At 39.5% G+C, this 16,113-nt stretch carries 9 protein-coding genes; 7 read left to right on the top strand and 2 right to left on the bottom strand.

The window, feature by feature from the left end:
* Positions 1 to 4: 4 nt before the first annotated feature.
* Both IM797_RS07135 and IM797_RS07130 read right to left on the bottom strand, forming a co-directional pair.
* Positions 5 to 3,124: a TonB-dependent receptor gene (locus IM797_RS07135; protein WP_228098748.1), complete on the bottom strand. Its 3,120-nt coding sequence runs from the start codon at positions 3,122 to 3,124 to the stop codon at positions 5 to 7.
* 245 nt (positions 3,125 to 3,369) lie between these two features.
* Positions 3,370 to 4,869, bottom strand: coding sequence for a polysaccharide lyase 6 family protein (locus IM797_RS07130; RefSeq protein WP_194126419.1), 1,500 nt, complete (start codon positions 4,867 to 4,869; stop codon positions 3,370 to 3,372).
* A 205-nt stretch (positions 4,870 to 5,074) separates the two neighbouring features.
* Here IM797_RS07130 and IM797_RS07125 point away from each other — a divergent pair, with 205 nt between their 5' ends.
* The 7 genes from IM797_RS07125 to IM797_RS07095 all read left to right on the top strand — a co-directional run bounded on the left by IM797_RS07125 (position 5,075) and on the right by IM797_RS07095 (position 16,108).
* On the top strand, positions 5,075 to 5,866 hold the full coding sequence (locus tag IM797_RS07125) for a heparin lyase I family protein (RefSeq protein WP_194126418.1): 792 nt from the start codon (positions 5,075 to 5,077) through the stop codon (positions 5,864 to 5,866).
* A 241-nt stretch (positions 5,867 to 6,107) separates the two neighbouring features.
* Positions 6,108 to 6,656, top strand: coding sequence for an RNA polymerase sigma-70 factor (locus IM797_RS07120; RefSeq protein WP_194126417.1), 549 nt, complete (start codon positions 6,108 to 6,110; stop codon positions 6,654 to 6,656).
* Between the two features lie 70 nt (positions 6,657 to 6,726).
* Positions 6,727 to 7,896, top strand: coding sequence for a FecR family protein (locus tag IM797_RS07115; RefSeq protein WP_194126416.1), 1,170 nt, complete (start codon positions 6,727 to 6,729; stop codon positions 7,894 to 7,896).
* Positions 7,897 to 8,134: 238 nt separating this feature from the next.
* Positions 8,135 to 11,332 (top strand): SusC/RagA family TonB-linked outer membrane protein, encoded by a 3,198-nt coding sequence (locus tag IM797_RS07110; protein ID WP_194126415.1) that lies wholly within the window; start codon positions 8,135 to 8,137, stop codon positions 11,330 to 11,332.
* 11 nt (positions 11,333 to 11,343) lie between these two features.
* The gene (locus tag IM797_RS07105; protein ID WP_194126414.1) at positions 11,344 to 12,798 is read left to right on the top strand and encodes a RagB/SusD family nutrient uptake outer membrane protein; all 1,455 of its coding nucleotides are present in this window, start codon (positions 11,344 to 11,346) and stop codon (positions 12,796 to 12,798) included.
* Positions 12,799 to 12,806: 8 nt separating this feature from the next.
* Positions 12,807 to 13,277, top strand: coding sequence for a hypothetical protein (locus IM797_RS07100; protein ID WP_228098747.1), 471 nt, complete (start codon positions 12,807 to 12,809; stop codon positions 13,275 to 13,277).
* 11 nt (positions 13,278 to 13,288) lie between these two features.
* A complete protein-coding gene (locus IM797_RS07095) occupies positions 13,289 to 16,108 on the top strand; it encodes a pitrilysin family protein (RefSeq protein ID WP_194126413.1) in 2,820 nt (939 codons plus the stop codon).
* Positions 16,109 to 16,113 lie beyond the last annotated feature (5 nt).

The raw sequence follows: 16,113 nt of genomic DNA, 5'->3' as shown, positions 1-16,113 counted from the left end.
TCTCTTAAAAATTAATATTAACACCAAAACCAACTTCTCTTCTTCTTGGATACTTTCCCCCATCTACGCCTGGAGTTAAAGCATCCGCTGTAAACTCAGGATCATACCAACTGTAGTTGGTCCAGGTTGCCAGGTTAGTACCATATATAAAGATACTGGCATTTCTCATTTTTGCTTTAGTAGCCCATGCTGGATTTAAAGCATAACTAAGTCTGGCACTTGCCAATCGGATAAAGCTACCATTCTCAATATACAAGCTGTTGTAATTATTTCTGATGTTTCCATGAGTATCTTTATCCAAAATATTTGGATATAATGCAACATCGCCTTTGTTCCACCACGAATTTGTAATCATTTGGTAAGTCGGGGGTGAGTAAGTGGAACTACCTGTATTTTGTCCATTAGCAACAGAATTATAAACTTCGTTCCCCATTTGTCCATTAAACAACAAATTCAAAGAAAAACGTTTATATGTAACTGTATTGCCAAAACCAAAATAATAATCCGGTACGCCATTACCACCTACCACAAGATCTGCGTCATCAATCTGGTTATCATTGTTTACATCCAACCACTCGGTATCTCCACCACGCATCACGTAAGTACCATTCATACGTCGTTTAATTTCTCCAGTATATTCCTGGCCATTTAAGAAATATCTAGACACCACATCCACCTTTGTGTCACCAGGCAAAATTGTCATTGTTGATAAATCCGGAGTTAACCTTCTTCCGTCTGGGGTATAAGCGTTAGAAGAATCATATTGATATACACCCAGATTTTTATAAACAAACATATTACCAATTCTACCTCCTTCTCTCAAGATAAAGATGTTTCCAGCCGTATAGGGAACATGGTTAGCCAGTTCAATAATTTTTCCTTTTTGGAATGACATGTTATAAGAAACATTCCAGGTGAAATCTTTTGTTCTAATCGGGGTAGCATTTATCGCAAACTCAAATCCGTTATTTTGAATTGTTCCCAAATTCACAATTGCATTTGTTTTTCCTGTCTCCTTCGGAATCTCATTTTTGTACAATAGATCTTTAGTTGTCTTTTTATAGTAATCTAAGGTCAAGCTAACCTTACCTTTAAGTAAAGTAAAATCAGCACCGATGTTGCTTGTCCTAACAGTTTCCCATTTAATATTGGGGTTACCCATGGTTAAGCTTTCCGTAGCGCTGTTCTGTCCATTGTAATTATATGTCCCGAAATCCATAGTATTTACATCTTTATAAGCTGGAATAGCGTCATTTCCAAGTTGTCCATAGCTATATCTTAACTTCGCATCATCCAACCAGCTTTTTGAAAAGGCCATAAATTTTTCGTCAGAAAGACGCCAGGCTGCAGAGCCGGAATAAAAATCACCCCATTTGTTGATGTACCCAAATTTAGAAGAACCATCTCTGCGATAATTTGCCTGTACAATGTATTTACCTTTATAGCTATAATTACCCCTAAGAAAGGCAGCAGCACTAGCGTTTCCCGAAGCAGTTGTTCTCGTTTTCGTTAAGTCAATAGTACCAGCATTTGATGTATTAATGGCCTCACTCAAATAGTTTATCATTCCAACGGTATAACCATCGTTTCTGTTTTTCTCTGAAGTAAATCCAAGTGAGGCTGTAACCGTATGATCAGTACTAAATGTCCTCTGGTAGTTTAAATATGTTTGCGCTTCCCAATATATCCTTTTGTTAAAAGTATTACTCCCGGTTGCTGTACCCGTTCCGCCACTCGTCAATGATGAAGGAGAAAAGGTCTTATTTGTTTTGTTCTCTAACTGTGCATTGAAGAGCCCCGTCAGTTTAAGGTATTTAGTAAGCGCATAATCAGCCTTTGTATTGTATTGCGCTGTAAAATTATTATCCACATCATCTACCAATAAGGCAAAAGCAAGCGGATTTCTTTTTGATTCCGTGTAATTTGCAAGCGATCCGTCTGGACGATAAACTGTTGTCCATGGATTTTTTTCAAACACTTGTTTAGCACTTGTACCCACTGGAATCTCATTTCCTGTTTGATAAGCAAATGCCAGGTTATTACTTAAAGTAAGCTTATTGCCTAATTTACTTTCTACATTTAGTTTAGTTTGCAATCTTTTTAACGAACTGTTTACAACAAGTGCCTGATCATCTGTGTAATTCACACTGGTATAATATGTAGAACCCTTTTGGCCTCCACTGGCTGTGAGCGCGATAACCTTTCTATTAGATGTTCTAAATAACAAATCCTGAAAGTCATTATCTGCATTATTATATGGATTCACTGAATCTGGATTTGCTCCATTACCACTACCATTCCTCATTGAACGATATAAACGTAACTCATCTGCACTTAAAGTGTGTAGTTTGTGAGCCAGTTTACCAAAAATATTGTTATAACTAACCCCAATATTAGGCTTACCATCTTTTCCTCTTTTCGTTGTAATCAAAATCACACCATTTGCACCCCTGGCACCATAAATAGAGGCTGAGGAAGCATCTTTCAGAATTTGAATATCCGCAATGTCCATCGGATTTACGAAATCTGCATTTTCACTGGTAATTCCATCAATTACATATAAAGGGCCATTCCCAGAATTGATACTTGATGCTCCCCTGATCTGGATTGTACCTTGACCAGAAGGTGATCCGCCGTCGGTGGTAACCAACAATCCCGGAGCCTGGCCTTGAAGTGCTTCAGCTAAAGTAGTTGGCTGACGCTCCTCAATTTCTTTTGAACTTACACCTGCCGTGGCACCAGTCAAATCTTTCTTGGCCATTTTTTGCCCGAAACCCGTTACAACTACCTCTTCCAGACTACTATCATCGTCCTTTAACTTAATACTGATGTTTTTCCTTGTCCCTACGATCTCTTCTTGTTTAACAAATCCTATATAGGAAAACACCAACACTGAAGTTGCGCTTGGAACACTGATAGTGTACTTGCCCTCTCCAGATGTCGATCCACCAATGGCAGTACCTTTAACTTTTACACTCACCCCAGGTAAAGGCTCCCCTTTACTATCTGTTACTGTACCAGTAACCTTAATTAACTGGGCATATGTAACACTCCCAAGCATTTGTAGCAAGACCAATAGCAGCAATGCTTTTAGCCCTCCACTCTTCAGCCAGAATGTGTTCATACTAAATGACGTTTTTTTAGTACAATTTTTATTCATATCGTTTATTATTTGGTTTCTTTAAAAGATTGCTGTTAATTTATTTATCCTATATCTGATATAGAATTACAGTTGGAGAACTGCCAATTATTCCTCGTTCACATGTTTGCTGGTTTTTACAATTTATTGGTTTATGCAATTGACAAATAAGTTTTCGCTTTTTATTTGCTCAAATTAGCAAAGCTGTCAACTATATTGGCACAGTCAAGTTACAACGGTTTAATGATCAGTGAAGCCCCCAACCCTGTAAGCCATACAGGACCTATTCCATTTGCCTTCAACAAATCTTTATGTAAATTATCAATTTTATTGGCACCTGCGTCGACCACTTGAAAAAAAGCATAACTACCTTTAAACGCTCCGATTACCGGACTTCCAACTGCAGTAGAGTAGGTTCCTGTTTCGTTTAACGTCAACATAGGGTTTGTAATTAGAAACCCTGTAGGCAGATTATTAACTGCATCCATTCCATATGCAATATTACCTTCGTAGTTAAATCCTGTAGGCGTATCTGTAAATTTAATGAGCGACGTTCCTGATTTCAATTGCATCACATTATTGGCGATGCTACAGTTGCCCGGAGGTACTGTCCGGTCGTTCCCACCTTTACCGGCACCAACATCAAAGGCCTGCGCACAGTTAAGCACAGTATTCCCCACCACCTTCACATTCTTAACCTGAAAATAACCACTTGCCGGAGAATTGGGAACCCCATCCAACATCGCAATAGCACAAGTTTGCCCGGTGGATGCAATACCCTGGAGATAATTATTATACACCAGATGCCCCTCCCCAACAATACGGATTCCCCCCACACCAGCAATGTTGTTACCGATCAGGTAATTGCCATATACCTCAGTATTGTTGCCATGACGCAGGCATAGCGTTCCTTTACTCTCAAAAAACAAATTATTTCTGATGATGTTCTTACTCATTTTATTAGAAATCACCTCTGTTTCCCCATTGCAATTGTCAAATATATTCTCTTCTACAATTACCAAACTCTCTGTTAAGTAATAATCACTTGTTCCCACCCTGATTGTTTCTCCGCCATTACTTCCAAGTTCAGGCCGCGGTCCAAAATAATTGTGATCTATCCGATGAGACAAAGCATCTTTAGCACCCCAAACTACGACGGTAGCTCCTGCATGCGCCTTTCCTTTGATGTAACAATGATCCAATCTGTTGTTTTTACCATTCAACGATACCCACCGATAGTCAACCGATTGATCAACCGGGTTGTAATCTACAATAGAAGTGTTTGTTAAACGGCAATTTCTCGAAGCAATGGTAAAATCGATGATATTTAACTTGGAAACACTCAGATCACCATTCTTAAAGTTCAAACCATCTACTACCAACCAACTACCATCGATCACTAATGATGATGAACCTGACAAGTTAACCTGTCCACCTTTTTCTGCCAACAATACGATAGGCTGTTGCATAGAACCCGTTCCCGTAAACACCACTTTCTGATTACTCCATTCACCCGATTGCATGATCACAGTATCTCCTGGCTTGGGACTTAACGCACTTAGCTCAACCGCCGATTTCACTTTTTTACATGAGGCACAAAATTGATTTCCTTGATTTGGGATTTCTATTACCTTTTCATCAACAGGATTTTTAACATTTTTCTTGCAGCCAGAATAAATTAATGAAATGCTGGTGAAGAAAATAACGAGCAAATAATATTTGGACTTCATACGTTTATTTACGGTCTACTTTGGTTGCTGCAATTAAGATAAAATAAACTCATCATTGTTCAATTTATTTAGCCGAACTGTCATCCACATTGGCAAATCGAGACACACGTAAAGGGCTGACATTCTTGATTGATTGGCTAATAATAGAGAGAAATCCAGTGGCACATCTCGATAAATTAGTGTGTGTTAACCAAAAATAAAATGTATGAAGAAAATTGAATTAGTAAGCCTGGCCATGCTGGGTATCACCCTGGCATCTACCAGTTGCAAGAAAGAAAAGGAAGCAGATTCTGCATTAACCGAACTCAACAAATCCGCGCAAACGCAAACTACATCCGGACAAGTACAGATTATGTCGGTTCTTTTTAACGGCGATGCAACGAATGGTTCTGCGAACGTATGGAAAAACATCAACATTGAAGGCACCGGAACTGTCACTACCGTAAATGACGAAACCGGTACCTTAACCTGGAAATTTTTAAAACCAAACGGTAGTCACCGAACGGAAGGTCGTGGTGCAAAAAACTACCAGGCACAGGACGGTGACGAAATTTACATCGGCTGGACGAGTAAAATTTATATGCCAACAGACTTAAAAACGGAAGCCATATTTCAATGGAAATCCTATCCAACGGAAGGCGCACTACAGAACCACCCCATTATGCTCAGAACCAAAGCCGGAATGCTGGAATTGCAGCATTTTGACGACAGCCATATAGCTACCGTGCCCTGGTCAACCGCAATTTCCGTAAATACCTGGCTTAAATTTGTCATCCGGATGAAGGTGTCCAGGAATCCAGCAGTTGGATACATCGAATTTTGGTACAATGGGGTTAAACAAACCTTTTCAAATGGCAATCAACGCCTTTACTGTCGTACGCTTGATGTAGCCGATTGCGATCCGAAATGGGGAATTTACGGCGGTGACGAAGCTCAGGCAACACATTTCGTAAAAAAAATCAGAATAGCCTCTTCATATGCAGATGCCGCACAATAGTACCCTAAGTAAATAAGCAAATGTTGATGTTAAAAGGGGCACGCTATTAACTAGATTGCCCCTTTTTAACGCTAGCTCGAGCTACGCTGAACAGGATGTCTTTCGGCTTTCTGGTAAACAAATAAGTGCAATTAATTCCAATTGAGTAAATTATCAGACAATTGTAATGAATATCAAACACTTGTATTGCTGATAGATAAACCTTATTTTTGGATCAAGGATTTCATTTCATACTAGCACCTTGCCCAAAGAGCCACATAAAATTGTTCCCTCGTTTGAAGAATTGTTTAGAAACAACTATGCAAAATTATGCGTATTTGCCAGACAATTTTTGAAAGATGACGATGCCGCAAAAGACATTGTTCAGGAAGCTTTTGTGACCTATTGGAATAACCGAAATGAACTGGCCGAATCCGAAGCTTCCATAAACAGTTTTCTTTACTCCTCAGTTAAAAATGCCTGTTTAAATAAGCTCCGCAGACAAAAACTGGAACATTTGTTCCTGAATAATCAGGATGCAGACCCTGCTGAAGACGCCGCCGTTTTAAATGCGATGATCAGATCTGAGGTCATTGTGGAACTACACAAAGTCATTACCACTTTACCAGAAAATTGCCAGAAAATATTCAGGATGGGCTATCTGGAAGGCTTAAAAAACCCCCAGATTGCCGAAGAATTGGGCTTAAGTATCAACACCGTCAAAACGCAAAAAAAACGCGGTTTACAGCTGTTACGTGTACGATTAAATCCAGATTTTTTTGCGCTCCTTTCCCTATTCCTACTCAAGTAGACAAATTATTTTAAAATAATTTACATTCCTTTTCACCCCAATTTAGTTTTCAAGTTTCTTACAGATAACTATGGAAACAAAAGGCAATTTCAAATACACCTCGGAACTCATCATCAAATTCCTTAAAAACGACCTCTCTGATGCCGAGATGATAACTTTTGAACAATGGCTGGCTGCCGATCAGAAGAACAGGGATTTGCTGGATTCTTTTAAAAATACAACAGACATACAGCAGGACATCAACTACATTGATGCAATGGATACAGATATGGCCTGGGCAAATGTTTCCAGGTTAACGGAAAACAAACCTGTTAAAACAGTAAACTGGAATAAAATAGTAAGGTACAGCGCAGCTGCGATGGTACTGATTGTTGCTGGGTTAGGATTTTATAAATTTAGCAACACCACAAAACAGGTTAAAAATGAAATGGCAGCCGTACAGGACATCATGCCAGGCGGCAAAAAAGCAGTGTTACAACTGGCAGACGGATCTACCATTAATTTGAGCGATGCAAACCTGACCTTAAATGCACCAAATGGAAAAGCTGCCTTAGGCGCCAGGAATGGAACCCTCGCGTTTAGCACAAAAAGAAAACTGAACACTACCGAGGGTTACAACAAATTAAGTACACCCAGGGCCGGAGAATATAAAATGATCCTTCCCGACGGCACTAAAGTATGGTTAAATGCCTCCTCTTCCCTACGCTTCGCTACCACGTTTAATCAAACAGAACGCAGGGTAGAATTGACTGGGGAAGCATATTTTGAAGTGAAACACAATAAAAAGCTACCCTTCAGGGTGTATTTTAACCAGACTGAAGTAGAGGTACTGGGAACCCACTTTAACATCAGTTCTTTTGGCGATAAAAGTAAAACCACACTCCTTGAAGGTTCTGTAAAAATCACCAATGCAGGCAAGCAACAAATGCTTGTTCCTGGTGAAGAAGCCACAATCGGCTCAGGAGCACTAGATATACATCAAACAGACACTTACAAATCCATTGCCTGGAAAGAAGGAGCCTTTTATTTTAAAGATGACCTGATTCCCGATGTGATGAACCAGATATTCAGGTGGTATGACGTGGAAGTTGTTTACAAAGGAACACCGGACCTGAAAAGATACAGTGGTAACATCCGCCGGCAAGCAACCTTAAATCAGGTTCTCGAAATGCTGAATGCTGTGAGTGGCAAAAAGTTCGAATTAAAAGGACGAACTGTAATCGTAGATTTTAACCCATAATAATTAAATCAAACCGTATGAAATAAACCTTTACTAAACCCCCAGCAACGTACAGAACAGACATAAAAAATCCGGAAACACTGCAATGTTCCCGGACAAATAGTGTGGGCTGTGCTTATTTGATCGCTATCGAATTCAACCAATTTTCAAAACCAACACATACAAAAATATGAAACAATTCCTTCTCGGCAAGTGTACGGGAAATTACAGGTCATTTAATAGAAAACTACTATTAGTTATGAGGTTAACTATTTTCTTATTAATAACTGGCTGCCTTGCTGTTCACGCTGCAGGATATGCCCAAAAAGTAAACCTATCCGTTCGAAATGCAGGTATAGAAAGCGTGTGCCAGGACATTAAAAAACAGACTGGTTATTTCTTTTTATATGATGCCGCTATCCTAAAAAAATCAGGAACGGTTAGCCTCGAGTTAAAAAACACAGAACTAAACGATGCCTTACAGCAATTAACCGCGGGAAAAGCACTGGATTACAAAATCATTGATCAAACTGTGATCATTTCTGAAGCGAAGACCAGTACAAAAACTGCGCAGCAGGAGATTATTGTGAAAGGTATTGTAACGTCCAAAGGAAACCCTGGGCAACCGAACCAGACCATGCCCGGCGTGGTAATTACCGTAAAAGGCACTAAAAAAGTAACCACAACTTCTGCTACAGGCGCTTATTCCATTCAGGCACCTGCAAATGGCATCCTGGTTTTTTCTATGATTGGTTATGAAACCAAAGAAGTAGCTATTAGCGGTAGTAAGCTCATTGATGTACTGATGATCGAATCTGCAAGCGAGCTTAATGAAGTGATTGTAACCGCCTATGGTACTTCAGAGAAAAAGGAAAATCAAATTGGAAGTGCCTACGTGGTTACAGCTAAAGAACTTGAACGTAAACCTGTAGATAGGATAGATAAACTATTGGAAGGGCTTGTACCCGGCTTACAATACGACGTGCAAGATGGTTCAACCAGCAGCATCAGGCCAAGATACCAAACGCGTATTCGTGGTGAAGCATCGTTTGGCGCTTCCAACGACCCATTATGGGTAATAGATGGAATTCCTATAAAAACAGGAAATGAAACCAATCAGATTCTTGGAGTAAACACAAGTATCAGTCCATTAACCTATATCAACCCGGAAGACATTGAATCTGTAGTGGTGCTTAAAGACGCAACCGCAACCTCAATATATGGAGCAGACGGCTCAAATGGAGTAATTCTAATCACCACAAAAAAAGGAAATTCTGTAAAAAATTCGATTAGCTATGGTTTCAGGACTGGAGTAAACCTCATCAACAACAGCCGCTTTAATGTACTCAATGCTGATGAATACCGCGAACTGTATACAGAATCTTACCGAAATAATACGGCATTGGATCAAAGTAAATTGCCAGATTTAGGCACGACCAATACAGACTGGTACGACACCTTCTTCCGTACAGGAATCAATAGCCAGCATAATCTGTCTTTTTCAGGAACTTATAACAAAACCAGGTATTATGTATCCGGTTCTTATTACAGCGAGAAGCAGATCATGATCCAAAATCAGGTACAAAGGCTTTCGGGTAGAATAAATATCGATCAAAAGGTCAACAATTCCATAGAGTTATTTCTCAGAGTAGGTGCTTCACGCAATATCAATGATATGTTTAATCCTTCCAGCAGTTATTATATCAACAGACCCATCGATAGCCCCTATAATCCAGATGGATCGTTCGTGGATGCATTTTATAACAAAGTACGCGAATCGGTATATAATGACAACAATCAAAAAACAAATTTCGTTAATGGAAATGTTGGTGGTACTTTCAAAATTATACCTGGTCTTACCTTTACCAGCACGAACGGTATAGATTATACGTCAACCAGAGAACATATTTATAATTCTATGTTTGCCTTCAGCAACAAAAATGAAGGTAAGGCAGAGTTCGCAAAAAGTAAAAATTTCGGCTGGAACAGTCAACAACGTCTTAATTTTGCAAAAACAATCAAACAACATGAATTTTCAGCATTATTTGGTGCTGAGGCAAAAAGTGATGACAGAAGATCCAATTCGATCATCGGATATGGTTTTGAAAATGATTACATCAGAAATGCGAATGAAGCACAAAGAATTGTCAACACATTTTCAGGTGAAGATAAAACGGGGGTATCTTACTACGGGCAATTCAATTATACTTTAGCCAAAAAATACAGCTTGCTTGGCAGTTTCCGGAAAGATGGAAATTCCGATTTTGGCTCAGATGTAAAATGGGCTACATTTAATTCTATAGGTGCCTCCTGGACAATAAGTAATGAAGCTTTCTGGAAAGTTAAACAAATAGACTTTGCCAAACTTAAACTGAGCTACGGTACAAATGGTAACTCCCGCTTAGGATCTTATAAGGCTAAAGGAATTTACAATTTAAATTTGATGGGCACTACTTACAATGGAACAAACGGAGCGATAATGGCATCCGGAGAAAATCCAGTGCTTTCCTGGGAAACAACCTATATTGTAAATGGAGGAATCAATTTGAGCTTCTTTAAAAGAATTTCAATGGAAGTGGAACTCTACCAAAACATCACTAAAGGAATGCTTGATGAGGTCGACGTTACACGTACTACAGGATTTACCAGCATCGACCAAAATATAGGATCAGTGAGAAACCGCGGTATCGAAATGAACCTGGTAACACAAAACATCCAGAACAAAAACTTTCAATGGTCAACGAAATTTAACATCGCACGCAACACCAGCAAAATCCTTAAATTATACAATGACAATACTAAAATACTAGACAAAACCATCAGAGAAATAGGTAAAGATGCCAGTACATTTTATCTGGTGCGTTGGGCAGGTGTTGATCCCCGTGATGGTGGCCCCTTATGGTACGATGCAAAAGGAAATATAACGAAAGTATTTGACCTCGCAAATCGGGTAACCGTAGGTTCAGGTACTCCTGATTTTTTCGGTGGAATGACCAATACATTCCAATATAAAGATTTCTCCCTATCCGCTTTACTCATCTATAATGTGGGTGGATACGCATTCAGCGTTCTGCAACGTGATGCGGAATCCGATGGTCGCAACCTTGCCAGCGACAATCAATCCACCAATCTGCTAGACAGATGGAGAGAACCTGGAGATTTGAGTAATATCCCTAAAACAGTGTTGGGTGAAAACGTAAATAACGCACGAAACTCTACGCGATTTTTACATCAAAAAACAAGCCTTCGTTTAACAAATGTGAGTGTAAACTACAATTTACCTAAGTCCTTACTTAAACGCGTGAGTCTGGACCGTGCAAGTGTTTACTTACAGGCAGATAACATCGGCTTCTGGACACCATACAACACCAAATCAAACCGAAACGATTTTAAAAACTCGTTTAATCCTTATCCACAACCACTTGTGCTTTCATTTGGTTTAAACGTTAGCTTATAATACAAATTGTGATGAAAAAGATTAGCTATACCATAACAATATTAAGCCTTGTGTGCATCACAATGGTTTCTTGTAAAAAATTCCTGGAAAAAGAACCTTTTGGAAAAACAGGTAGAAATACCCTATTTGAAACTGTAGAAGGAGCCAAACTGGCGATAAATGGTTCCTATAATGTCATTTTAGCTTATTATAAAAGCGAATTTGGCATGTATGCCGAGGTGGCCTCTGATAATTTGATTCAAGGCGGCAATACATCAGTCATGTTGCCGCAGTATAATTTCCAAAGTTCAATAGGCGATGATGCATTTGCTGTCGGACATATCTGGCTAAATGTATATGAGGCTATTAACAACGTAAACAATGTTTTAAATGCCATTCCGGAATTGAAAACAAAATTCCCAAACCAAGCCAAAACCCTGGATTCTATTACCGGACAAGGGCTGGCCATGCGGGCATTATGTCATTTCGATTTGAGCAGAGTGTATGCTCAACCCTATAATTACACAGCTGATGCCTCACACCTCGGAATACCGGTATTACTTAAAACACCCAGTCCGGGCGAACAGGTACCCAGAAAAACAATGAAAGAAACTTACGATCAGATTATTTTAGACCTTAACAATTCACTTCCCTTATTGCAACAGTATGCCAACCATACAACTCAGGCGGCAATAAGCTATGAAGCAGCGATCGCATTACTTTCCCGTGTTTATCTGTATAAAGGAGATTGGGAGAAAAGCGTAGCTAATGCGAGTCTTGCCATTAACGACAATGCTTATCAGCTTGCCACATCAGCAAATTACAAAGCTGTCTTTAACACGGAGATCGACAATTATGCCAGCTCTAAAACAGAACGTATTTTTGCATTAACGAACATCAACCTGAACGCTGCCGTATCAAATATCTACACAGTATTCTCTGATACGACTAATGCTTCATTTGTGATATCTGCAAAAACCAGGTTTCTATATGATGCCGACGACATTCGGCTAACGCAGATGTTTAACATACCTAAAACGGGGAATAACAAGGGAAGATTAATAACCACGAAATACTCCAATGGATCTGTTGGTGTTTTAAATCCTCAGATTATACAAATTATTCGCTTGTCTGAAATGTATTTAAACCGCGCAGAAGCAAACTGGAATTTGAAAAAATATGCTGAAGCTGCTGAAGATTTACGCATCATTTCTCAAAGGGCGCACCCAACCAGAACCATCAGCATTAATTACACCTCTAATGCCGATCTGTACAAACAAATTGCTGATGAAAGAAATCGCGAACTTTGCTTTGAAGGTCAACGGTTTTTTGACATCGTTCGCCGAAAAGAAAATCTAGTTCGAGGCTCAGATTGTAGTTCATCTGTTTGCAGCCTCAACTACCCTAATGAAAAATTTGTTTTGCCAATTCCAGGTAAAGAAATAGATGCCAATAAAGCCATCATCCAAAACCCGGGATTTAATTAATTAAGAAAATGAAACACAAAATAACATATGTTTTAGCACTGCCGGTTTTTGCGGCCATGCTGTTTATCGCTTCTTGTGCAAAAGACGAGGTAAAACCATACGACCATCCTTTCTTTCACATCATGGTAGACAATAAAGGTGAAATAGATGTACTTTCTAACCGTAAAGACACAGTAGATTATAAAGTTTACCTGAGCGCCCAACTGCAATTCGAGCCAATTACAGTGCAATATGAAGTTCAAGTCGGAGACGGTTTAAAAGAAGGCCGTGACTTCGACCTGATTACCGAAGGAACTACGTTAACATTTCCACAGGGAATCTTTGAACGGCCAGTTAGAATCGCCTGGAAAGAATCAACCCTCGATCCTGCAAAAAACAATACCCTCATTATCCGTTTACTCAGCAACAGCAAAAATTTCACCATGGGTCTTCCTGGGCCAGATCAGCTGCAGAAACAATTGGTCATCACTAAAAAATAAGGAGGGATCAGATGATAAAGAAAATAAATCTCTTTGTTCTACTCGGTATTGGCCTTGGATTATTGAATTCAGGTGCCTATGCACAGCAGTTAAAACAAGACCCAAACCTGGTTACAGGCAAACTTAAAAATGGCTTCAGCTATTACATTTACAAAAGCAACAAAACACCTGGAAATTCAGTACTAAGGCTGTTTGTTAATGCGGGTTCACTTCAGGAAAATAACGACCAGCAAGGCCTTGCTCACTTTATCGAGCACATGGCCTTCAATGGCACCAAACACTATTCAAAAAATGATGTCATTGAGTTTCTGGAGTCCAAAGGTGTAAAATTCGGTGCCGATTTAAATGCACATACCAGTTTTGATGAAACCGTGTATAAAATCAGTATCAATACCGAAGACGAAAAAAACCTGGAAAAATCCATAGATATTATGGGCGACTGGGCTTTTGGCGTAACTTTCGACAGTCATGAGATTGACAAAGAACGTGGCGTAGTGATCGAAGAATGGCGCAGTAAACAAGGTGCTGCAAATCGCTTAAGAGAACAATATCTGCCTGTACTGTTTAACAAATCAAGATATGCAGAACGCTTACCTATTGGTAAAGTCGATATTCTAAAAAGCTTCAAACGACAAACTATTGTTGATTTTTATGAGAAATGGTACCGTCCCGATCTGATGTCCATCGCCATTGTAACAGATATCGATCCAAAAAAGGTAGAAAACTATATCAAAAACGAATTTAACCAATACCAGGCAAAAAGTAAGGCCGCAAGGGTTTATTATGAATTGCCAGCGCATCAGGACACCCTATTCTCTATCCTCACCGATAAAGAAGCCAATGCGATTGAATTGAGCGTTTTCAATAAAATCAAGTCGTTTAAGGGCATTCAAACCGAACAGGATTATAAAGCGCAGCTTACCAGATCTTTTTTTAATGCATTAGCGAAAAGCCGCTTTAGCCGGATTTCGCAATTGCAAAACGATTTTAAAGAGGGCAGCTTTTCTATAAGCAATATTGTGTTAAAAAATGGAATTGTTTCAGGTGGTGCAGCATTATATCACGATAAGATGAATGAAGGAATTGCACAGTATTTAACCGAAGCCCAACGCATTTTCCGTTATGGATTTACCAGAGATGAAATCAAGAAATACCGGAACGAATATGTAGCAGCCATTAAAAGGTCTGAACTGGCTGAAGACAAAACCCAGCCAGAAACCTATGTCAATGAAATTCAGGACGTATTTTACAATGGCAGTACCATGCTTGCAAAAAAAGAACGCAACAGGCTGGCTTTAAAATATGTGGATCAGATCGATTCTTTGGCTTTACTCAGCTTTTTAAAATCAGTAAATAAACCCGGCAATACCGTTGTGTTGCTAACCGCTCCGGAAAAAGACAAGCAGAATTTGCCTAGCCAGGCTGCTTTAAAAATGATGTTTGCTAAAGCAACCACAGCAAAAATTGCACCCTGGGCAGACCAGCTTACCGTTCCGAAAAAACTGTTAACAGAACAACCTGTTGCAGGAAAAGTAGTAAAAACAGAAAGCCTGGCCCCTATCGGGGTAACCAAATGGACCTTATCTAACGGAACTATCGTATACCTCAAACCTACCACCGAAAAGAAAAACTACATTTCACTATCTGGTTTTAGACAAGGTGGCATTTATGCGCTTGATTCCCTTCAATACGTAACTGCGCAGTTTGTTAAACCCGTAACCGGTTTAAGCGGAGCGGGAGCATTCAGTCGCTCAGCCCTTACACAATTCCTTACAGGAAATTCAGCATCTGCAACCTTAGTACTTTCCGGCACAAGAGAAGGTGTGGTTGCCAGCGCCGATTGGAAAGATGCCAATACCATGTTCCAGTTGATGTACCTGAAATGGATGTATCCAAACGCAGACCCGGTAACCTTTGAACAAGCGAAACGCCAAAGCATAGAACAAATGGAGAACAACAAATTATCTCCAAACTATGCTTACAACAAAGCCATTGCCGAGTTGTTAAAAGGAGATGACGACTTTGCCTCCGATCTTTCACCAGAAAGATTGAATAAAGAAGCGCACTTAAACAAGATCATCCCCGTATTTAAAAGTCGCTTCGGCTCTGCAAAAGATTTTCAGTTTGTCATTGTAGGTGATTTTAATCCCGACAGTATCAAACCACTCCTGGAACAATACATTGGTGGCTTACCTGGAGGTGAATACAATAAGCAATTTCAATACAAAGGCCCCGTTGGCGGTCAGACTGCCAAAGACATCCTCATGTATGCAGGTGCAGCACCAAAAAGCACAGTAAACATTTTTCACCAAAGCAATAATGTAACATATGATTATCCAGATATCCTGGTTCAAACCTTACTGCAAGAAGTATTAAAGGTAAAACTGCGTTTGAATTTACGCGAAGAGAACTCAGGAGTTTATGGAGTTGGTGTTTCCATCTCATCAACCAGGATCCCTGCGCCACTTATCCGTTCCAGGATCTCTTTTACCTGTGCGCCCGAATCGGCTCAATTCCTGATCAAGCAGGCCCAGGAAGAGGTAAAGAAAGTAGCTGCCAATCCAAAATATTTTGTTAGTGACCTGAACAACATCAAAGTACAGCAAATTGACGGCTATAAAAAACAGGCTGATAAAAATCTATTTTGGAGTTCGGCCCTTAGAAACCAATTTTACTTTGGCTTTAAAGACTACAGTTATTTCAATGATTTTGAAAATATGATCAATAAAATCACTCCGGAAATGGTTGCTGATTTAGCCAAAAAATATCTGATCGATACACCTGGTATAAAAGCAGTACTCATGCCAGAAAATTTTAAGACCCTAAACTAACCGTG

It is taken from the genome of Pedobacter sp. MC2016-24 (assembly GCF_015223055.1).
In the GTDB taxonomy this organism is placed as follows: domain Bacteria; phylum Bacteroidota; class Bacteroidia; order Sphingobacteriales; family Sphingobacteriaceae; genus Pedobacter.
This window is presented reverse-complemented; position numbering and strand designations above follow the sequence as displayed.